General features: G+C 26.5%; 21 protein-coding genes. 4 read left to right on the top strand and 17 right to left on the bottom strand.

The window, feature by feature from the left end:
• Nucleotides 1-31: 31 nt before the first annotated feature.
• Entirely contained in the window at nt 32-325 is a 294-nt protein-coding gene (locus ABDZ60_RS02670) for a hypothetical protein (protein ID WP_016206708.1), read from the top strand.
• Nucleotides 326-464: 139 nt separating this feature from the next.
• A complete protein-coding gene (locus tag ABDZ60_RS02665) occupies nt 465-1,409 on the top strand; it encodes a DNRLRE domain-containing protein (protein ID WP_343775731.1) in 945 nt (314 codons plus the stop codon).
• A gap of 250 nt (nt 1,410-1,659) precedes the next feature.
• Here the strand turns inward: ABDZ60_RS02665 and ABDZ60_RS02660 are convergent, their stop codons facing one another.
• The 3 genes from ABDZ60_RS02660 to ABDZ60_RS02650 form a co-directional block, all read right to left on the bottom strand.
• Nucleotides 1,660-3,063 carry an alpha/beta hydrolase family protein gene (locus tag ABDZ60_RS02660; protein ID WP_016206706.1) on the bottom strand — a complete coding sequence of 468 codons (1,404 nt, stop codon included), beginning with the start codon at nt 3,061-3,063 and terminating at the stop codon, nt 1,660-1,662.
• 118 nt (nt 3,064-3,181) lie between these two features.
• On the bottom strand, nt 3,182-3,877 hold the full coding sequence (locus ABDZ60_RS02655; RefSeq protein WP_016206705.1) for a response regulator transcription factor: 696 nt from the start codon (nt 3,875-3,877) through the stop codon (nt 3,182-3,184).
• 3 nt (nt 3,878-3,880) lie between these two features.
• Complete coding sequence (locus tag ABDZ60_RS02650) at nt 3,881-5,065, bottom strand: sensor histidine kinase (protein WP_343775726.1); 1,185 nt, start codon at nt 5,063-5,065, stop codon at nt 3,881-3,883.
• A 335-nt stretch (nt 5,066-5,400) separates the two neighbouring features.
• Here ABDZ60_RS02650 and ABDZ60_RS02645 point away from each other — a divergent pair, with 335 nt between their 5' ends.
• Nucleotides 5,401-5,634, top strand: coding sequence for a hypothetical protein (locus ABDZ60_RS02645; RefSeq protein ID WP_047001471.1), 234 nt, complete (start codon nt 5,401-5,403; stop codon nt 5,632-5,634).
• A 96-nt stretch (nt 5,635-5,730) separates the two neighbouring features.
• Here ABDZ60_RS02645 and ABDZ60_RS02640 read toward each other — a convergent pair whose 3' ends face one another.
• The 7 genes from ABDZ60_RS02640 to ABDZ60_RS02610 all read right to left on the bottom strand — a co-directional run bounded on the left by ABDZ60_RS02640 (nt 5,731) and on the right by ABDZ60_RS02610 (nt 12,066).
• Nucleotides 5,731-7,197: a protein adenylyltransferase SelO gene (locus ABDZ60_RS02640; protein WP_343775721.1), complete on the bottom strand. Its 1,467-nt coding sequence runs from the start codon at nt 7,195-7,197 to the stop codon at nt 5,731-5,733.
• A 271-nt stretch (nt 7,198-7,468) separates the two neighbouring features.
• Nucleotides 7,469-8,188 carry an MBL fold metallo-hydrolase gene (locus ABDZ60_RS02635; protein ID WP_343775718.1) on the bottom strand — a complete coding sequence of 240 codons (720 nt, stop codon included), beginning with the start codon at nt 8,186-8,188 and terminating at the stop codon, nt 7,469-7,471.
• A gap of 47 nt (nt 8,189-8,235) precedes the next feature.
• Nucleotides 8,236-8,400 (bottom strand): hypothetical protein, encoded by a 165-nt coding sequence (locus ABDZ60_RS02630; RefSeq protein ID WP_343775715.1) that lies wholly within the window; start codon nt 8,398-8,400, stop codon nt 8,236-8,238.
• A 14-nt stretch (nt 8,401-8,414) separates the two neighbouring features.
• On the bottom strand, nt 8,415-8,849 hold the full coding sequence (locus ABDZ60_RS02625) for a nuclease-related domain-containing protein (RefSeq protein ID WP_343775712.1): 435 nt from the start codon (nt 8,847-8,849) through the stop codon (nt 8,415-8,417).
• A gap of 132 nt (nt 8,850-8,981) precedes the next feature.
• Nucleotides 8,982-10,697, bottom strand: coding sequence for a methyl-accepting chemotaxis protein (locus ABDZ60_RS02620; RefSeq protein WP_016206700.1), 1,716 nt, complete (start codon nt 10,695-10,697; stop codon nt 8,982-8,984).
• A 212-nt stretch (nt 10,698-10,909) separates the two neighbouring features.
• On the bottom strand, nt 10,910-11,566 hold the full coding sequence (locus ABDZ60_RS02615) for an NADPH-dependent FMN reductase family protein (protein WP_343775706.1): 657 nt from the start codon (nt 11,564-11,566) through the stop codon (nt 10,910-10,912).
• Nucleotides 11,563-12,066 carry a flavodoxin family protein gene (locus ABDZ60_RS02610; protein ID WP_343775703.1) on the bottom strand — a complete coding sequence of 168 codons (504 nt, stop codon included), beginning with the start codon at nt 12,064-12,066 and terminating at the stop codon, nt 11,563-11,565. Before ABDZ60_RS02610 ends, ABDZ60_RS02615 begins: the two co-directional genes overlap by 4 nt.
• Before the next feature lie 262 nt (nt 12,067-12,328).
• Here ABDZ60_RS02610 and ABDZ60_RS02605 point away from each other — a divergent pair, with 262 nt between their 5' ends.
• Nucleotides 12,329-13,069: a cupin domain-containing protein gene (locus ABDZ60_RS02605; RefSeq protein ID WP_343775700.1), complete on the top strand. Its 741-nt coding sequence runs from the start codon at nt 12,329-12,331 to the stop codon at nt 13,067-13,069.
• 123 nt (nt 13,070-13,192) lie between these two features.
• Here ABDZ60_RS02605 and ABDZ60_RS02600 read toward each other — a convergent pair whose 3' ends face one another.
• From ABDZ60_RS02600 to ABDZ60_RS02570, 7 genes are all read right to left on the bottom strand, one after another.
• Entirely contained in the window at nt 13,193-14,149 is a 957-nt protein-coding gene (locus ABDZ60_RS02600; RefSeq protein ID WP_343775697.1) for a metallophosphoesterase family protein, read from the bottom strand.
• Nucleotides 14,150-14,314: 165 nt separating this feature from the next.
• Complete coding sequence (locus ABDZ60_RS02595) at nt 14,315-15,715, bottom strand: sensor histidine kinase (protein WP_343775694.1); 1,401 nt, start codon at nt 15,713-15,715, stop codon at nt 14,315-14,317.
• Between the two features lies 1 nt (nt 15,716).
• Nucleotides 15,717-16,421 (bottom strand): response regulator transcription factor, encoded by a 705-nt coding sequence (locus tag ABDZ60_RS02590; protein ID WP_343775691.1) that lies wholly within the window; start codon nt 16,419-16,421, stop codon nt 15,717-15,719.
• A gap of 57 nt (nt 16,422-16,478) precedes the next feature.
• Entirely contained in the window at nt 16,479-17,192 is a 714-nt protein-coding gene (locus ABDZ60_RS02585; RefSeq protein WP_047001478.1) for an ABC transporter permease, read from the bottom strand.
• Between the two features lie 14 nt (nt 17,193-17,206).
• Nucleotides 17,207-17,953 carry an ABC transporter permease gene (locus tag ABDZ60_RS02580; RefSeq protein WP_016206692.1) on the bottom strand — a complete coding sequence of 249 codons (747 nt, stop codon included), beginning with the start codon at nt 17,951-17,953 and terminating at the stop codon, nt 17,207-17,209.
• A 3-nt stretch (nt 17,954-17,956) separates the two neighbouring features.
• Nucleotides 17,957-18,868 (bottom strand): ABC transporter ATP-binding protein, encoded by a 912-nt coding sequence (locus ABDZ60_RS02575; RefSeq protein ID WP_016206691.1) that lies wholly within the window; start codon nt 18,866-18,868, stop codon nt 17,957-17,959.
• 613 nt (nt 18,869-19,481) lie between these two features.
• Nucleotides 19,482-19,970 (bottom strand): CarD family transcriptional regulator, encoded by a 489-nt coding sequence (locus tag ABDZ60_RS02570; protein WP_016206690.1) that lies wholly within the window; start codon nt 19,968-19,970, stop codon nt 19,482-19,484.
• Between the last annotated feature and the right edge of the window lie 123 nt (nt 19,971-20,093).

Genomic DNA, 20,093 nt, shown 5'->3' with positions numbered 1-20,093 from the left:
ATTCAAAATAAAACTATGGAGATGATTTGCAATGGCATTTAATGCTAACTTTGATAGTCCTCAAACTGCATCTGGTAGATATGTTAGTATCCTTGGTACAGTTCCAGCTAATACTGCATTTGTAGAAGTTATGCAAATAACAGTTTCTAGATTTGAATCTGGATTTGAATATTTTTATCTAACAAAGGAATACGTTAATTCAACCTCCTCACCAAGTGCTGTTAGTGAAAGTATAACAATCGCAGCTGTTCCTGTGATTTCTGCTTCTGATGCAGTTACCTTTACTTCCTTCGGTGCTATTATAGGTGAAGTAGACCTTCAATAAGAATAAAATATTAAAGGCTTCATTTAAAGAAACTAAGGTATAAAGAATTTTAAAGTGAGTTTCAATAAAATACCATGTAATAAATAAATTATTGGAACTCATTTTCTTCTTATATATATCTCTATCATGAGGTGGTAAAATGGCAAATATAATTATTCCAGCAGCAAAGAGTCTTACTGTTACAAGTAAATATCCAGATAAAAGCTTAAATGAGGGCACAATAACAATAGGATTTGATAATAAAAATACTTACTATAGCTATTTATTTTTTGATGTTTCATCTCTACCTTCTGATATTGTTATATCTAGTGCTGAGCTTGTACTTTTTAAAACTGATCAATTTTTTAATAATATTGATCAAAAACTATCAATAAGTCCGCTGAGAGATTACTTCAGCACATATACAACATACAACAATGCTCCAAATTATGATCACTATTCAATAATAAATTTTTACCCACTAACATCTAAAGTTGCCGTGACAATAAATGTCACTAATATAGTTTCTGCGTGGATAAAAAATAGGCCAAGTAATAAGGGGATTATTATCTATGGAAGGAGTACTGGTACTATTGTAAATTTTGGCTCAGTAAAAAATCATGATACTTATCTAATTCCATTTCTGAAAGTTCACTATGAGCATCTTGGTGATATCAGATATAATAAAACTATCTGTAGAGATCATAACACTAAAAATTGTAATGAAGAATGTCTTAAAATATGCAAGGACGAACTTGAAGAAATGTTTGCTAAAATTTGCAAAGATATTTGTTGTAGACCTAATCCACCACCAGTTCCACCTACTCCAAGCCCAAATTCTGGTACTATTGTAGATGTTGATGTTACTGGAAATGTAGCCCCTTATTCAGTATATAATATAATTATAGAAGTTGAAGTCACAAGGGCTCTAACTGGACAAAAAGACTATTACTATACGTCTGATGTTTATATTAATTCATCGAACGCCAATAGTTTACCTATAAATAAAACCTATCAAATTGCGGTAGTACCTGAAATTCAACCTGGAGATACCCAGTCAGTGAACTTATATGGCTCATATAAAGGTCCTGTGATAAATCCTTAAGAAGGATTCAGTAACCATACACATTAAAATTACTTTCATATTTAATTAATTTACTTCTTAACTTTTATTACCTTCTAGGACCTTTTTTTATTAAAGGTTTATTCTTACTATTGCATTTATTTATTCTAATATTTGTAATATAAATTTAGTTTATTTGATATCTTTTAAATAATTCATAAATGTCGATTATTCATATCATAAAAAAAATAAAGGCAGATTCTAACTTTTGCGTAAATCTACCTTAAATTTCTTAATCTTCATCTATCTTAGGAACTTTTCTACTAAATTCAATTTGAAGATTAGAAATATTATCTTCTAATAATGAATTTTCTTGATTCTTAATATGCTTATCAAAGAAAGCTAAGGAATAATCGTTAACTATTTTTATACATTCAAAGGAATCTATTTCTCCAACTCCAAGCTTTTTAGCTAAAAATGGTGATATTCTTGGAAGGTCTGTAAAATTTAAATGCCCAGAATCCTTTATACATAGTGAATATGCAGCATTTTTAGAATTGTTATAAGCTTTTATATTTGGTAGGTAAGCATCGTTTTTACCTTCATTCTCTTGAAATAAAGCCCCATACATTAACATAAGAGGTTTATTAAAGTCTTCTTCTGTGATTATTTCACTATTATCACTATTTAATCCTTTAATGTCTCCTATCATAGTTCCATCAATAACAATAGCAGCCTTTACATCTTCTCGATTTCTTGCAACCTCAGCTGATGCAGCTCCTCCAAGAGAATGTCCAAAAAGTCCAATGTTATTTAAATCCATATGTCCCTTTAAAACTTCACCTGATGTTCCCAGATTTCCTACTTTTATACTATTAATTACAAGTTCAATATCCTTGGTTCTTAAATCTAGCCATGAATGAGTAATATCAAAAGCCTCTTGTCCTTTTATATCATCTAACTGAACTCCTATTGCTTCATTTAAAAACTCATTATTTACAATTGCTGATTTACCATCTGCAAATGAAGTATAGAAAGCTTGATAAGTATGATCAATACTAGCTACAACATATCCATGACTAGCTAATTCTCTACAAGTTGACGCATTACTCATACGCATACCAAAAGCACCATGAGAGAATATAACTAAAGGATACTCTTTCTGTGCATTAGAAATTTGAGCACCTTCCATATCATACTTAACAACTTTTCCTTCTCTATCTGAAGGATACCAAAACTGAACTGCAATTTTACGATTACCACTTGTTTTAGAAAGTGTTTCTATACGATTATCATCTATAAAATCTACAACCACAGTACCTACATCGAAGTTACCTGTTGGTTCTGGAAGTGAATGAAAAGGTAATACAACTGTTGGAATAAATACACACACTGCTAATAAAAATAACTGAAATACTCGACGAATACCAGCTAACAACCCATGTTTTGGCTCCTTATGATTGCGTCTAAAAATTCTTGGAATTGAAATTAGAAACATTATTATTGTGAATATATAAAGTGGAATAAATCTTGTTACTATAGTATTCTTATCAATGAAAAGGTGAAGTATAAGAACACCTACAGCTGCCAAAGGAGTAAAATCAATAACTCTAGGTATTTTCTTACTGGTCATTAATGGCCATAAGAGCATAGGAATATTTAATACTATTATAAGGATTTCTAAAATAGTTAACATAGTGAACCTCCACAAACTTACAATTTATTATATATTAATTGTATTCCATGGAAGTCTTTTACACATCTGTCTGAAGTAACAACTTAAGTCATAATAATATATGACTTGAATCATATATTTAATTGCTTGAATTCTCTTTAATAGCATATAAAGTCAATTTACTTCTATCCTCCACTTCCAACTTGCTATAAAGGTTACTTATATAATTCTTAACCGTACCAACTGAAATATACAGCTTTTTAGCTATTTCTGTATTTGACATGCCTTCTCCCACTAAATTAAGTATTTCTCTTTCTCTATTGGTAAGCTTTAATTTAGTATTTACTTCTTTCGAAATAATAGAGATTTCTTGACTATCTTTATTCATAGACTTGAAATCACTATAATTTATAGATTCTGAAATATGAGAAATTACCTTTGCTGCAATTTCTGGTTGCATAATTGAGTTTCCTTTATAAGCATCTCTAATAGATGATACTAATTTTTCAGAAGACAAATCTTTTAGAATATAACCCACTGCTCCATTTTTTAAGGCATCTATTATAAATTCATCATCATCAAAAGTTGTTAAAATCAATATCTTAACCTCTGGATATTGCTGTTTTATAATTCTAGTACACTCCACCCCATCCATAATCGGCATACGTATATCCATAAGTATTACATCTGGCCTTACACTAGGTAGTTTTTCTAAAGTATCTTTTCCATTTTCACACAACTGAACCACTGTTAAATCATCTTCTAAGTCAAGTATGGTTTTAAGTCCTTCTCTCATCAATCTTTGATCATCTGTAATCATTACTTTAATTTTCACTTTTTATAACACCTCACAAGGAATTAATACATTTGTTTTAAAACCTTTTCCTTTAGAACTATAAAATTCTACAGTTCCTTTTAAACTTTCAACTCTTTCTTCAATTCCTTGAGTTCCATATCCTTTTTTAAGATTTGAACATCCAATTCCATTATCATTTATACTTAATTTGAATATATTATCTTTTATTTCCATATTAATTTCAATTTCAGATGCTTGTCCATGTCTTATAGAATTTGTAATACTCTCTTGTATAACTCTAAATAATGTAATCTCCATTTGTGATTCTAATTTTAGTTCTTTAGGTAGTAAATTGTTTAAGGTTACTTTTGCCTTGGTATTCTCCATTGTTTCATTGATAATAGCATTAATAGATGAAAAAAAAGATTTTTCCTCCATTACTTCAGGTCTCAATGCTTTTATACTTCGTTTTACATCATTAAATCCACTTCTTGATAATTTCTGTGCCTTTTCTAATTCTTCAGGAAGCCTATAAGGAGCTTTTGATGCTAGTTTTTTGCAAGCTTCAAGTTGGATAATCAAGGTTGTTAAGGTATGTGCAAGAGTATCATGAATTTCTCTAGCCATTCGAGTTCTTTCTTTTTCCACTATAAGTTTTTCCGCTGCTGCTGAACTTTCTATAAGCTTCTTATAGGTTTCTTCTAGCTCTTCATTCATTCTTGCTAGCTTTTCCTTTTCACTAATTTGAACCTTTACTAAATAACTCATACCAACCACAAAAGCTATTGCAACTCCATAGTTAAAAATCATAGCCAAAAAGGACTGCATAGCTTGAGTAAATCCATTTTCTACGATATATATAGTAAATGTAGAACTTAAATAAACAATGATTAAGAATATTGAATATATGAATTTATGTATAATTACCGTTGAAGATACAAAAACAAAAAATAAAAGCAAATTGATATTATTTTTATCAAAAAAGCTTATTGATAATATAAGAATCATTTCAAAGGTCATACTTATTATTATATAGGCTATCGATTTATTCTTTGAAACTATGAAATAATCTCTTGAGTAATTAACCAAAAATACAAGCACAATAGTTGGTATAATATATATCAAGCTTTGAAAATTGTTATTAACAATTAATAGAATTGTGGCAGAAATATAAGTAAATAACTTTATCCAATTTGTAAAATTTCTAATATCAAAAATCTTTGTCATAAATTCCCCCATAACACTATTACTCTTAATTATATTACTTTGGATGTTTTCTATTGTATATACTACTTTTATTATATTCCTATTAGAATTATCTATCAACTTATAAAATTACTTTAGTTTATACATATACAAATGTAGATAATCTTTTACTTAGCTTTATTACAAGTTTCTAATTCCTAGTTTAATTACCTATTTTATTTCTTAATTCTTTTTTCTATTTAGATTAATATTTTTACTGTTTGACATAGAATTACAAGGTATAATATAATCATTACGATAAACTTTTGTTATTTAAAGATTAAATGAATATAGTTCATTTACTAGGAGGTAAAGGAATGAATCAAGGACAAGAACAATTTTTTACTTTTATTTTAGAAAGAGTACAAGAAAATAAAGTTGAAGAAGCCAAAGCATTACTAGCTGAAAGTTTCAAAAAACAATCTGAAGGTACTTTTACACATGATTATATTTCAAAATTTATTCCTACAATGATTGCTTTATTGAAACCAGAAAATGTTGAAGAGGTTCAATCAATCATGGTACAGTTTTCTAAGAATTTAAAGCATTAAAATAAACTAAAATACTTTAAATAAATAAGGGCATTACTTTTTATGGTAAGCCCTTTTTAACATAGTTTTTTCTTTACTATAATTTTAATTTATTACTTATGTTCCGCAAAATGTTCTATATTTGTTATTTGAAGGCTCTGGCAGCGTTGAGTACTCATATTGTTCTTTTGAATATGCAAATGGCTTTGAAAGAGCATCTAAAAGTCTATCCATAACTCCATAATCATCATTTTTTGAAGCAGCGGTTAATGCTTCCTCTACCCGATGATTACGTGGAATTATATAAGGATTAGAATTTTGCATAAGTTGTTTAACTGATTCTTTTGTTTCTGGCTGCCTTGTTAATCTATCTTCCCACAACTTATTCCATTTGCTAAATTCAGATGTACTAAACATTGCAATATCATCTTTTTTGTCGAGAGTTAATGAACTAAAGGTTTTGGTATAATCAGCACCATATTTATGCATCATATTTAAAAGATTTTCAATTAACCTTTCATCTTCAGTTTCTTCATTAAATATTCCAAGCTTTGACCTCATTCCAGATAACCAATTTTTCTTATATATATTTTCAAACTCTAAAACTGAATTTTGAGCCATTTCTATAGCCTCATCTTGATTTTCATGTATTAATGGTACTAATGTTTCAGCAAATCTTGCAAGATTCCATGCTGCAAGTTTAGGCTGATTTTCATAAGAATATCTTCCTTGAACATCAATAGAGCTAAATACTGTTTTAGGATCATATACATCCATAAATGCGCAAGGCCCATAATCAATAGTTTCTCCACTAATTGTCATGTTATCTGTATTCATAACTCCATGAATAAATCCAGCTAATTGCCATTTTGCTATAAGTTCTGCCTGTTTTTTTATTACATTTTGTAAGAATAATAAATACCTATTTTCTTCATTGATTATATTAGGGTAATGCCTATTTATAGTATAATCTGTTAATTCTTTAAGCTCATGAATATTTCCAAATCTTGCAGCAAATTCAAAAGTTCCTACACGTATATGGCTTGATGCAATACGAGTTAATACTGCTCCTTTTAAATAACTTTCTCGGATTATTGACTCCCCAGTTGTAACTACAGCTAAACTACGTGTTGTAGGAATCCCAAATGAATTCATTGCTTCACTTATAATGTATTCTCTTAGCATTGGACCCAATGCCGCTTTTCCATCTCCGCCTCTTGAATATGGTGTTCTACCTGAACCTTTAAGTTGAATATCTACACGTTCTCCTTTAGGAGATATGTGCTCTCCTATTAATACAGCTCTGCCATCTCCAAGCATTGTAAAATGTCCAAACTGATGTCCTGCATATGCTTGGGCAATTATTGTAGATTTATCTAGAATTTTATTTCCTGCAAGAAACTCCACACCTTCATTGCTTTGTAAAAATTTTGAATCTAATCCTAATGAATTTATTAATGAATAGTTAAGAGCAACTAATTTAGGTGATGGAACTTTGCTTGGGGTTTGTACAGTAAAAAATATATCTGAAAGCTTTGAATAACTATTATCCAACTTAAAACCTTTATCTCTTAATTCTTTCATATCTTCTCCTTTTCTTAACTTTATATAAATATTTAATTATTCATTTTTAGTTTTTGCTTCTAATAACTTATTATACATGTATTAATTTATATTTTTACAACACTCAACTCTAATAATTATTATTTTTAGAAAAATACTATTATTTATATATTATACCATATATAAATTATTTATTAGTTTTTAAATCATAAAACTAAAATAAAAAAAGATTATGAAGTTCTACTATTTTCTTCATAATCCTAAAACTATATTTTTACTTCCATTAAAAGAGTTATATTTCTTTAAGTGATTCTATTATATTATTTTCATATATTCCACCGTGATAACATATTATTTGATCAATATCATATTCTAAAAGCTTTTTAATAGATTTTTTAGCTTCATTTATGTCCAAAGTATATTGTGGCAATGCAATATCTAATTTTCCATTCTCTAAAACTACAGCATCACCGGCTATTAATGATTTGCTTTCTTTATGATAAATTGATATGTGCCCTGGCATATGTCCTGGTGTAGAAACTATTTCTATTCCTCCACAAAAATCAAAACAATCTTTATCCTTTAACTCCATATCTACCGTACAACTTTCAATTGACTCTAACATTGCCTCAAAGTTTCTTGCACCTTCCTTTTCTTCTTCTGGTAAAGTATTATATATAAACTTTGCTTGTTGTAATCTTAATGACTTTTTGTCACCATTTATATACGGAGCTTCTTCTTTAGATGCTAATATCTTTATGTTAGGATATTTTCTCTTAAATGCTGTTAAAGATCCCATATGATCGAAATCATGATGAGTTATAATTATTTTAGATAATTTTTTAATATTAATTCCATCTCTAACTGCAGTATCTTCAATCAGTTCTAAAAAATTAGGATATCCACAATCTATTAGAATCATTTCATTTTCATCTTCTATTATCACTGGATATAAAATATTAATTTCATTATTAGAAGTAAATATTACCTCTAATATATTAATCTTGCTCATAATAACCCTCCTAAAATATACTACGATATTATAAATTTCGTATCATTTTAATAAGTCTTTCTTATCCTTTTAACATGCTTTTTTCTTTCTCTAGTACTATTTATATTGGCTCTTTTTACTAAATTATATATTTCTTCTATTTCTTCTTTTGAAATTTTTATATCTGATGAATATCTTTTTATAAATTTCTTGAGCTTCTTTAATTGAATCACTGGAGTCTCCGCTTTTACTTTTTTAGCTTTGATTTATCTGTAAATACTATTATTGAAATAAATATATCCTTCTTATGTAAATACTCTTCTAAAGCTTTTACATGTCCATAATTTTGTCTTATTGGATTATAAAATTGATTTTTATTTCTATTTATAATTTGCGTCCAGTATTTTGAATATTCTTCCCCATATATTAAGCCGCTATAATCCTTCGTTTCTATTACAAATATTCCCTTTTTCCCTATTAAAATATGGTCTATTTGGCTTGTACCAATATCTCTTTTAATCATTATATCACTTAATAATTTGTATCCTGATAATTTACTTAAAATATTATTTACTTTTTCTTCACCTAAATTTATTTTTTTTCTAGATTTTATTTTACTAATTATAATTAGTACTACTATTATTAATAGCATTGTAATTATCATTATCTTTTGTATGTTCATATTGAATCTCCTAGCTTTACTTTAACGTCTTGAATTTTTACTTATATTTTATAATTTATAATATTCTTTGTAAATAAGAAGAAAAGAAATTAAAAAATAGAGATAATTTAATATCTCTATTTAAATAAATAGTTAAATTTTAAATCTTTGTATCATTTCATTAAGCTTTTGAGCTAATTCTGCTTGACTTTGAGCTGTTACAGCTACTTGTTCTATAGCCTTTGTAGTTTCATCCATACTTTCTTTTATTGTAACTACTTCTTCACTTGAACTTTGAGATGATTCTGCCATAGTTTGTACAGCTTCACTTACTTGTCCTGCTGTAGCTGCAATTTCTTCTGACATAGAAGCAATTTCATCAGACATTCTACTTACTAAATCAGAATCACTATAATATTCATCCCCAGTTTGTTGATATGCGTTAAATTGCTCATTTACATTTTTATTTATAAATTCCAATATATCTTTTCCTGTATCTATACTAGTTTTAAATGCAAATTGAACCTGTTTAATAGTTTCCTGTATATCTATTACTGATTTTTTAGATTCTTCTGCAAGTTTTCTTACTTCATCTGCTACTACAGCAAAACCTTTTCCTTGTTCTCCTGCTCTTGCTGCTTCTATTGCTGCATTTAATGCAAGTAAGTTAGTTTGTTCTGCTATGCTTCCTATAGTGTCTGCCATAACCTTTATTCTATCTACTACTTTCCCATCCTCAATGGCTTTTTGCATATTTTTTTGCTTTTCAACATATACATTCTTTGTATCTAAAATTATTTGCTCACTATTACTTTTAGCTTTGATAGCTCTTTCTTTAGACTTATTTGCATTATTACTTCCTTCCATAGCAGTTGATGCTAATATTTCTATACTTGAATCTACTTCTTGTACAGAAGCACTTATTTCTTCAGCTGTAGCACTTGATTCTTGAATCCCTACCGTTATATTACTTATTGATTCATCAATAATTTCTGCCTTTGACAATAACTCCTCTGCTGTTGCTGAAAGTTCTTCTGATGCTGCACTTATATCTTGAGAATTATCCACAATCATTTTTATTAAATTATTTACATTTTCCTGTGCAGTATTTAAAGCAATTCCTGTTTGTCCGAATTCGTCTTTTCTTGTAATGACAATAGGACTTGAAAAGTCATACTTTGATAATCTTTCAGCAAGGTCTTTTATTTTATTTAATGGTTTTGTTATTGAATTGCTTATTACTGTAGCAAAAATACTCATTAATATATATAGTAAAATAGTAGAAATTATTATTATGTACATTATTCTTTTGTACTCTGATATATTATTTGAATTAGCTACTTCAGCTAAATTTTCATTTATATCAATACTTTTTTGTAATTTATTAAACATAGATTCTACTTTAGGAGCAACGTCTGAATTATAAATATTAATTGCTTCATCATATTTACCAGATTGTACAAGTCCTATTACACTATTTCTTAATTCTCTATAACTTTTTAATTCATTCTCAAATTCTACATGTATTTTTTCTTCTTCCTTAGTAAGTTCTAGTGATTTGTATTCTTGAATATATTTATCATTTTCTATTTGTATTTTACCAATGATATTTATTTGATCTTGTAATTTATCTTTATCTTTCATATAAACAATTTTTATTAAACTGCTATTATCATAATTTAAATTTGATTTAACTAATCCTAAATTTTTGATAGACATTAAATTATTATTATAAATTAATTTTGCATTCCTATTTATAATCCCAGAACCTACTATTCCTTGTACGCCAATTATCAATGCTGATATACATATTATAGAAAATACAATAGTTAATTTTTTCTTTACTGACAAATTCATAAAAAACTTCATTTCATTTCTTCCCCCTACTTTAGTTGTTTCTTCGATTATTTTCTGAAAATATATTGCTATCTATCACTCTTCTCTTATTTAAAATATCATTTTCTTATTATCGGACTTTTTTATTAAACTTTAACAAATTTATGAAAAATTTAATTTTAATGACTTATATTATAAAAAAACAATCATAAACTATCTTAATATAGTTTATGATTGTTTTTATTTTATAACCTTTTATATAAATCTTTGATTTGTAAATTATTGACCTTAACAGCTTTCTTCCATCCCATCTCTCCAGCAATCTTATAAGCAAATCTTGGGAAATTTGCTTTAACAAATATATTATTATCCTTTGAAGACTTTATAATATTGTCTGAAATAATATTTAGTGCTTTTCCTAAATTCTTCTTAGGCCCATGTCCTATTGGAACATTTTTAACTGAATGTAGGATAGGACCAGCACCAATACCAGCTCCTTGCCCCCATGTAAGATTGCATTTTATGCACCAGTTTTCAAATATTTCAAGAGCTAATTTATTTTGCTCACCTTCATAAAATCCACAGTTAGCTAGTGCATAAACTTTAATATCCTTTTCTTTTATATTATTAAAAATTTCTTCTAATTGTACTAAGCACTTTAATAAATGAGATGGAACTCCGTCTACATATAAAGGAAAAGCAAAAACTAAAACATTAGAATTTATTATTTCTTCAACTACATTATTATCTAATTTAGTACTCCTAAAACTATATTCACAAATACTAAGCTTTTTATTTACTTCGTTTTCACTATTATTAAAAAAATTTTTTAGTTCATTTAATATGAGTTCTGAAGCACTATACTTTACTTTAGGACTTCCATTAATTAAAGCTATTTTCATAATATCTGTTCTCCTAATTCATTTATATTATTAGAAAATGTTATATTTGATATATCCCAGTAGAGATTTATACAATTAGCTTTTACTATACTTCTAGCAGTTTGCTTTTCTTTTTCTGTTATTTTATTTCCATAAAACCAGACCTTAATACAAACATTATTATCATATCTTCTTTGATGATGCATTTCTCCATTTTTTATCTTAAAAAAAGGATGTACATAAGAAATGCTTCTATCTAAAACATTTTTAACAAATGGGCTAAATCCTCCATAAAAGCATTGGCTTATTATTATAACTTCTCTACATTTTGATAAGTATTTTCCCATATCAGCATATTTATCTCTTATAACACAAGCTCCAGGTGTTTTTACCCAACAACCAAAACACCCTATACAATTATGAATACTTTCATCATCTGAAATTATAACTGTATCTTCTAAACTACTAGAAAACTCTTTTTCAAATTCCTCTTTTTTTAGATCATGTATTATTAACCTCATAATAGCACCCCACTTATAATTATTAATTCCCCTATTCCTAATATTTTCTAAATAATTTCATATTTTTATTATGAACTAATAATTTGATAATTTATATACTTTTATTCTAATTTTTTCTACTTTTGTAATTAAACTTATTTCTACGCTTCTTCAGTTTTTAATTGTGTTATTAAAACTTTTATATTAGCTTTGCTAATATTCTCACACTCTTTAAATGTATCGCATATATTAATGCTATACATCTAAGAAAGGAATGGTAAATATGCATAATGAGTATTATGGGTATAATTTACCTTATTACCCTAATACACCAATGTATAGCTTAAACAATATGTATAGAAGCTACAACTATCCTTATTACCCTGATATGCTAATGTATAATAATCCAAATAATATTTATAGAGGATATCCACATCCTTATTATATTAATACTGCAGCATACAGTCCAGAATTCTATAATCAATTTAGTGATCAATATGTTCCTTTTACTAATGGAAGAGACTCTTATTTTAGATCTGATCTTCAGGAACCTGAAGATAATAATTTAATTAACCTAATGGATTATGGTCCAGAGCCATTTGTAGTTAATATCGATGAAGCTACTAAACAAAATAGTAATTTCCGTACTGCTTTATGGACAGGAACCCATCTACAAGTTACATTAATGAGTATTGAAGTTGGTGGCGAAATAGGCCTAGAAATGCATCCTGATACTGATCAATTTATAAGAGTTGAAGATGGTATGGGAGTTGTTAGAATGGGCAGCGATCAAAACAACTTAGATTTTGAAAGAAGAATTCGTGACGACTTTGCTGTAATGGTACCAGCTGGTACTTGGCACAATATAGTCAATACTGGATCTAAGCCACTTAAAGTATATTCTATTTACGCACCCCCTCATCATCCACAGGGTACAGTTCATAGAACAAAAGCAGATGCAGATGCTACAGAAACTGAAAGTTCAAATGTAAATAACACTAGAAATACTCGTAGCTATTGGTAAAAGAATCAACTTTTTCATAAAAATTTTACTAAGTAATAAGGATAATAAAAAGCCCAAAAGTATTGTATTTTATATACTTTGGGCTTTTTATTATATTTGTTTTTCAATTTATATTTAACTTAATTATTGTTTATTAATTTCCTTAGTAAATATCCATTGCTTTTCTTTAATATTTCTACCTTTAATAGTAACATTATTTCCATTTACTTCAATATAGATTCCCTTAATATAATCTGATTCTATTCTTCTACCACCTTCACTATTTGCATCACGTATAATAGTATAATGAACAGCTCCTGTATTAACTATTGTAAATGGTTTATCTAAAACTATACTATCTTCTTCTAAATTTCTATGAGTATGAGAGGCAAACATTATTACTTCTGGATATTGTGATAATATTTCTTTAATTTCTTCGCTTTGCTTAATACCAATCCATGAACCATTTCCATAATCTAATGGCTGATGCAAAAACACAAAGATTGGTTTTCCCTTTTGATAATCTTCAGCTAGCTTTTCTTTAAACCACTCTAATTGCTCATTTGATATAAATGCTGTTACAGAATTAATAGTTTCAGAATTACCATCTTCTGATCCTAGTGATATAAAATGATAGTTTTTTATCCAGGTATCATGATATACTTTTTCTTCTCCTGAGAATTCAAGATATCTATTTATAAAGCTCTCAACCTGCTCTGCTGAGTTAGTTTCAATATTATAATCAAAAAACTCATGATTTCCAATATTCTTTATTATTGTTTTTGGTAGCAAATCATTATTTTTCTTCAAAACATTCTTCATAGAATCATATTGTTTATCTAATCCTTGATCTACTGAATCACCATTTAACACTAATGCATCCATACTAGGATTTATTGTATATAAATCATTAATAGCTTCTTGAAAGTGATCAATATTCTCATGAACGTCTCCTAATACAGCAAAAGTCAGATCTGCATTTGATGTTGATACCTGAGTAATCTTAGCAATAGGTTTAGGCTTATTTATATATATAAACGCTATTACCCCTATAATAAGAGCTATTATAATTGTAATAATTATTAATTTAAATTTTTTCATTTTATCACCTCTGTTCTATTAGTTATATGTATAAAAAATGAGCCTTAAATAGCTCATTTTTTATACATATTCTAAAACATTTTTAATATTTTTCTTATAATATACTTATATTATATCCAATTCAATAATTATTATCAATTAATTTCGATTATATTTCATAGATAATTAATTCTTTAAAACTATAATTATTTTAGTGCCTAATCCAACTTCACTTTCTATATTAATTACTCCATCATGACAATCTATTACTTCTTTAGCTATTGCCATTCCAAGTCCTGAGCCATTATAAGCTGAACTTGTATTTACGCCTCTATAATATCTAGTAAAAATATTCTTAAAATCCTCTTCTTTTATTCCATAGCCATTATCTTCTATTATTATATTTATATTATTCTCTTTCTTTAAAACAGAAACGATAACAATAGTATCTTTAGAATTATGTTCTAAGGAATTAATTATAAAATTATTTATAGCTCTCTTTAAATATTTTTTATCACAATCTAATATTATATTGTCATCATAATAATTAAAATTTATTTCTCTGTTGCTATACTTACTATTATTTAATAAATCTATTATACTTTCTTGTAATAAATTAATTAAGTTCTCTTCTTTAAATTTAATAGGCAGTACTTTATTCTTCAATTTATAAACTAAAGATAAATCATTCACTAACTCTTGAATATAGTTACTGTTATCTAAAATAGCAGTACCATATCTTTTTGCTTCTTCAATATTTATTTCATATTGATCTCCCTTTAATAGTTGAGCATATCCTTTGATTGAACTTAATGGAGTTTTTAAATCATGACTAATATTAGCTATCCATTCTTCTTTTGCTTTATCTGCTTCTTTCCTTTGAAGCTCATTCTCCTTTAAAATAAGTGATAAATTATTAATATTCTTACTTACTTCTTTAAATATTCCTTGCTTATTTTTCTTATTTATATATATTCCATTTTTTAAATCATCAATATCTTCAACAACTGATACCATTGGCTTAACTAAATTCCTACTAAATATGTACGCCACAATAGTCATTAGAATTAATGAAAAAATAATTATTGAAATATGATATTTAAAACTTTCATCCGTAAGTGTCATTTTAAATCTAAAAATTTTATCTATTGGAAACCCAATTAATAATGTATAGTTCTCATTTCCTTTAGCTATATTATTGGTAGAAATAGTAGTAGGTGCACTACTTCCCCATGGATCTTGTATAAATTCTATTAATTCTGCCGTAAGATAACTATTTGGTATATTTTCAGGTTTATTTACTTCATATACTTCCTTATTTTCTTTATCTAAAACCTGTATCCATATATTATTTTGAGTTAATTTATTTATATTATTATCATCTAAACTAAAATCATTACCTTTTTCCAGATCTTCTATATATGGTTCCATAAATTTTGAAATATTAAATGATACACTAAAAACTTTTTCTCCAAAAGTTATATTACTATTATATATTACTAAGTTTAGGACTACATAAACTGTCATAGTTATATAATAAACTATGATCATAGATATAAGTAACTTAATGGTTAATTTTACTTTCATACTAATCAACTAGCTTATAGCCAATCCCCTTTAAAGTTTTTATATGCTTTGGATCACTTGGTTTATCTTCTAGCTTTTCTCTCAAATGTCTTATATGAACCATAATTGTATTATCATATCCATCATATTCATATCCCCAAACTTCCTCACATAATGAGCTTTTACTAAATACTCTATTAATATTTTTGGCAAGAAATAAAATTAGTGAATATTCTTTAGCTGTTAGTGATATATTTTCTTCACCTTTTTTTACTTCTCCTGTTTCCTCATTAATAGATATCTTTCCAAAAGTATATATATTAGTTTTAATTTCACTTACTAAACTACCTCTTCTTAGTTGAGATTTAACTCTAAGAACAACTTCTTTGATATTAAAAGGCTTAGTTACATAATCGTCTCCACCAGCTTCTAGCCCCTTAATTTTTTCTTCATCTTCACCCATTGCAGTTAAAAATATTATTGGACTCGTAGAAAATTTTCTAATTCTATCACAAACTTTATATCCATCTATATCAGGTAAATTAACATCTAAAATTATTATATCTGGATTTTTTTCTTTAACTGATAATATTGCATCTATGCCATTATCCACTTCATATATTTGTCTAAATCCTTCTTTTATAAATACTTCTTTTAATAATGTTAATAATTCTCTTTCATCATCTACTAATAATACTTTCTTATTTAATATTTCATCCGTAATCATGATGTTAACTCCTTTTTAATATTTAATCTATTAGTTATATTTTACCATAACTATTTTTTATTTTATATCTGACTTGGTAAAGCTCATGAAATCTAGAAAAAACATCAAAATAGATATTAATATGGATATACATAGTATTATATTTCTTTCAAAATCACTTATATTTCCTCCAAATATCATAATTGAATATGTCCAAGGAGCATAAATCCAGAATCTACTTTGTGCTATAAATATATTTGTAATCAACATAATAATTCCAATTGAAATTAATGGTATTATACTTGAAAAGTTTCTCCCAATTATAAATAATAAAATTAATATAGGCAAAGTTGTTATAAAAATTTGCATTCCGTATGATAATATTTGGAAATTGAAACTTATACTTTTATTCAAATAAAATTCAGATAAAACTATACAAGTAATATATGATAATATTGAAATACTTAATGCAATCAACATCACTTTGTATTTTGAAAAATAAATACTACTTTTCTTAATAGGTAAAAGCATTAATTGTTTCCAACCACAATTATCATTTTCAACTTTAGTTATCACACATGCTGTATATATATTTTGAAGTGGTAAAAGGAATGATAAATAAGCAATTGCTGAAAACATAAATATTTCTTCATTAATACTTATTCCAACCATACTCCCCATTGTCTGTATTCTTTTCATTATTGCTAGTACTACTGGTATTGGGATAATTATAGCTAAAAATAATAAATAGCTCTTTTTAATTTTTAACAATTCTACTTTTAGTAATTCCACGTTTATCCCTCCATCTAATAAATTTTCTTATTATTAAAATAAGCTTTAACTAACAAAGAGCCTATTAATAATATAGATATTGATATTATTAAAACTAAAGTTATTTCATTTTTCCCTTGAGTTATTGAAAATAAGGAAAATCCATATGGATTAATATTTTTAATAAAGGAATCATTATAATATATATTTGAAGAAACAACACTTAGCACTGCTGATATGCATAAAGATATAAGTAAATTTTTATTTTTCAAATTTATAAATAAGTGTATAATCATTATTACTAATGATGATATTAATTGTATTACAAACATAACGATTAAAAACTTCCATGGTATTGGCTCTTTAAACTTAAATATTATTCCTACTATTATTAAGGAAATCATATTTAAAAGTAGCATTATTGTAGAATAAAAGCTTGCTACTATATATTTTGATATTAATATATTACTCCTTTTTATTGGTTGAGTTAATAAAAATGTCCATGAATTATTTTTATATTCACTTTCAAATAATGTAACTAAAATCAATGCAGCAAACATAGGCATAAAATCATTGAAATACAGTATTCTTTGTTCTTTAATTAGAACTTGCCATGATGTTAAACCTTTTTCCATAGCTTGAGGTAATAGCCAACTTTCATATCTTATAAAAAAATCTATACATAAGAGGGCTGCTACACCTAGTGGAATTGCTAATATAAATAGAATTACTAGATTTCTTTTTTCTTTACTAAATTCATTTTTTATTAAATTTACTAACATGACTTAAACCTCCTTAGTTAATCCTAAGAATATTTCCTCTAAAGAGCTTTTTTCTTGTGATAAATAGTTAATATCATATCCTGCCATAATAAGTTCTCTACAAATGGTAGATGCAGATATACTATTTCCTTTAACTTTTAATGTTCCATTATCCTCTTGAACTTTATACTTTCTAGAGATAAGTAGCTTAAATACTAACTCCTTATCCTCATGATTTTCTAGACGTATTAATACTTCATTAGTTGAATTTTTCTTTAAGTTATCTAATGATCCTTGATATAATAATTTCCCTTTATTTATTACAGCTACTTCTGTAGCAACTAATTCAATTTCACTTAATATATGACTTGAAATAATTATTGTAATATTTCTTTCTTTAGCTAAATATTTTATTAAATTCCTTATTTCTATAATTCCGGCCGGATCTAATCCATTAGTTGGTTCATCTAAAATCAAAAGCTTTGGATTTCCCATAAGTGCTTGTGCTATTCCTAATCTTTGTTTCATACCTAATGAAAACTCTCTAACCTTTTTATTTTTAGCATTCCATAGACTTACTAATTTTAACTTTTCTTCTATTTCACTTTTACTTACTTTTAGTACTCTTCTTAATATATCTAAATTTTCATAAGCTGTTAAATGTCCATAATAAGAAGGACTTTCAACTAAAGCACCTATATTCTTTAATATTTCTTCTCTATCATCCTTAATTGATTTTCCAAAAACACTTATTTCTCCACTATTAGGTTTTATTAATCCTAATATCATTTTTATAGTTGTAGATTTTCCAGCTCCATTTGGACCTAAAAAGCCATAAATTTCTCCTTCTCTAACCTTTAAATTTATGTTATCTACACTATTTACATTATTAAACTTTTTAATTAAATTTTCTGTTTTAACAATATATTGGCTCATAACTACTCTCCTCTTTAACTTTATGAGCTAATTATATATGGCCAATCTTAATGTTGATTTTAGCTATCCTTAATTCTACCTTAATTTAATATCATCCCTAAGGCCCAACTATTTTCCAATTATATATTAAGTTAAGACTTCTAAATTTGTTGAGAATAAATTTGTATATAAGAGCAGTATTTTCTATAAGGTTGGTATTACTAATGGATATGAAATTATTAATATAATTAAATATGAAACTACTAAACATGATAAATTTACTTTAATTAAAATTTGTAATTTGTGATGAAATTATAATTGATTTGATTTATTAAGTGTGTAGAACTGAATTTTTTGATATGACTTTTAAAAAAATAACTTTAAAATGGCTGCTTCACAATAATTGTGTAACAGTCATTTTAAGTCTAGATCATTTATATATAAGTTATAAAAATATAAAGAATGTAATATTACTTTCTTATTAATATGATTTATACTTCAATTTATATTATATCTATATAACATTATATACTTAACTTAAATTATATATCCATAATTATTATATAACATTTAACTATAAAATATAGGATTTTGATTTCTAGACCTATAAATGTTATAAATTATTAATTTAAATTTACATATTACTTTTAATATAATCTTGTACTTCATCTACATTAATTGCTAATACTATTGCCATTTCTTGATATAACTGCTTTCTAGCACTAAGCATGATATCTTCATCTGTTTTATTAAGTTTTTTACCTATTAAACTTTTTTCATTTTCTTCTAATTTTATAGAGTTTATAACCTTTATCAGATCCTCAGCATTTCCTTTTTTAATGATAGCCTTATATTCTTCAACTTTCTTTCTTGAATCTTCTATTTCAACAATTTCATTTTTAGAAATTTCTCCAATTAAATTCATTATTTCAACTTTTGTCATAAGCTCTCTCATTGATATTTTTTTATTGTTTACAGGAATCTTAATAGTCATCCTATCATTATAAACTGGAGATAAAATATAATACTCCAATTCCTCACTTCTCAAGGTCACTTTTTCTATATCTTTGACCATACAAACTCCATTTGAACCATATACAACATAATCATTTATCTTAAACATAAATTTACCTCCTTATGTATTTGATTTATAATGAAAAAGGTAGTCCCTACAGCTAAAAACTTTTAGGAACTACCTGTTGTATACTAATTATAACACAAATATATTAACATTTCTCAAAATCCT

It is taken from the genome of Clostridium sartagoforme, assembly GCF_039521405.1.
In the GTDB taxonomy this organism is placed as follows: Bacteria; Bacillota; Clostridia; order Clostridiales; family Clostridiaceae; genus Clostridium; species Clostridium sartagoforme.
This window is presented reverse-complemented; position numbering and strand designations above follow the sequence as displayed.

Excerpts from the sequence above, each read along its gene's own strand:
- ABDZ60_RS02575 (WP_016206691.1), bottom strand. The coding sequence starts at position 18,868 with ATGAGCCAATATATTGTTAAAACAGAAAATTTAATTAAAAAGTTTAAT.
- ABDZ60_RS02640 (WP_343775721.1), bottom strand. The coding sequence starts at position 7,197 with ATGAAAGAATTAAGAGATAAAGGTTTTAAGTTGGATAATAGTTATTCA.
- ABDZ60_RS02670 (WP_016206708.1), top strand. The coding sequence starts at position 32 with ATGGCATTTAATGCTAACTTTGATAGTCCTCAAACTGCATCTGGTAGA.
- ABDZ60_RS02600 (WP_343775697.1), bottom strand. The coding sequence starts at position 14,149 with ATGAAAAAATTTAAATTAATAATTATTACAATTATAATAGCTCTTATT.
- ABDZ60_RS02580 (WP_016206692.1), bottom strand. The coding sequence starts at position 17,953 with ATGTTAGTAAATTTAATAAAAAATGAATTTAGTAAAGAAAAAAGAAAT.
- ABDZ60_RS02570 (WP_016206690.1), bottom strand. The coding sequence starts at position 19,970 with ATGTTTAAGATAAATGATTATGTTGTATATGGTTCAAATGGAGTTTGT.
- ABDZ60_RS02610 (WP_343775703.1), bottom strand. The coding sequence starts at position 12,066 with ATGAGGTTAATAATACATGATCTAAAAAAAGAGGAATTTGAAAAAGAG.
- ABDZ60_RS02635 (WP_343775718.1), bottom strand. The coding sequence starts at position 8,188 with ATGAGCAAGATTAATATATTAGAGGTAATATTTACTTCTAATAATGAA.
- ABDZ60_RS02620 (WP_016206700.1), bottom strand. The coding sequence starts at position 10,697 with ATGAAGTTTTTTATGAATTTGTCAGTAAAGAAAAAATTAACTATTGTA.
- ABDZ60_RS02645 (WP_047001471.1), top strand. The coding sequence starts at position 5,401 with ATGAATCAAGGACAAGAACAATTTTTTACTTTTATTTTAGAAAGAGTA.
- ABDZ60_RS02605 (WP_343775700.1), top strand. The coding sequence starts at position 12,329 with ATGCATAATGAGTATTATGGGTATAATTTACCTTATTACCCTAATACA.
- ABDZ60_RS02665 (WP_343775731.1), top strand. The coding sequence starts at position 465 with ATGGCAAATATAATTATTCCAGCAGCAAAGAGTCTTACTGTTACAAGT.
- ABDZ60_RS02650 (WP_343775726.1), bottom strand. The coding sequence starts at position 5,065 with ATGACAAAGATTTTTGATATTAGAAATTTTACAAATTGGATAAAGTTA.
- ABDZ60_RS02590 (WP_343775691.1), bottom strand. The coding sequence starts at position 16,421 with ATGATTACGGATGAAATATTAAATAAGAAAGTATTATTAGTAGATGAT.
- ABDZ60_RS02615 (WP_343775706.1), bottom strand. The coding sequence starts at position 11,566 with ATGAAAATAGCTTTAATTAATGGAAGTCCTAAAGTAAAGTATAGTGCT.
- ABDZ60_RS02625 (WP_343775712.1), bottom strand. The coding sequence starts at position 8,849 with ATGAACATACAAAAGATAATGATAATTACAATGCTATTAATAATAGTA.
- ABDZ60_RS02660 (WP_016206706.1), bottom strand. The coding sequence starts at position 3,063 with ATGTTAACTATTTTAGAAATCCTTATAATAGTATTAAATATTCCTATG.
- ABDZ60_RS02595 (WP_343775694.1), bottom strand. The coding sequence starts at position 15,715 with ATGAAAGTAAAATTAACCATTAAGTTACTTATATCTATGATCATAGTT.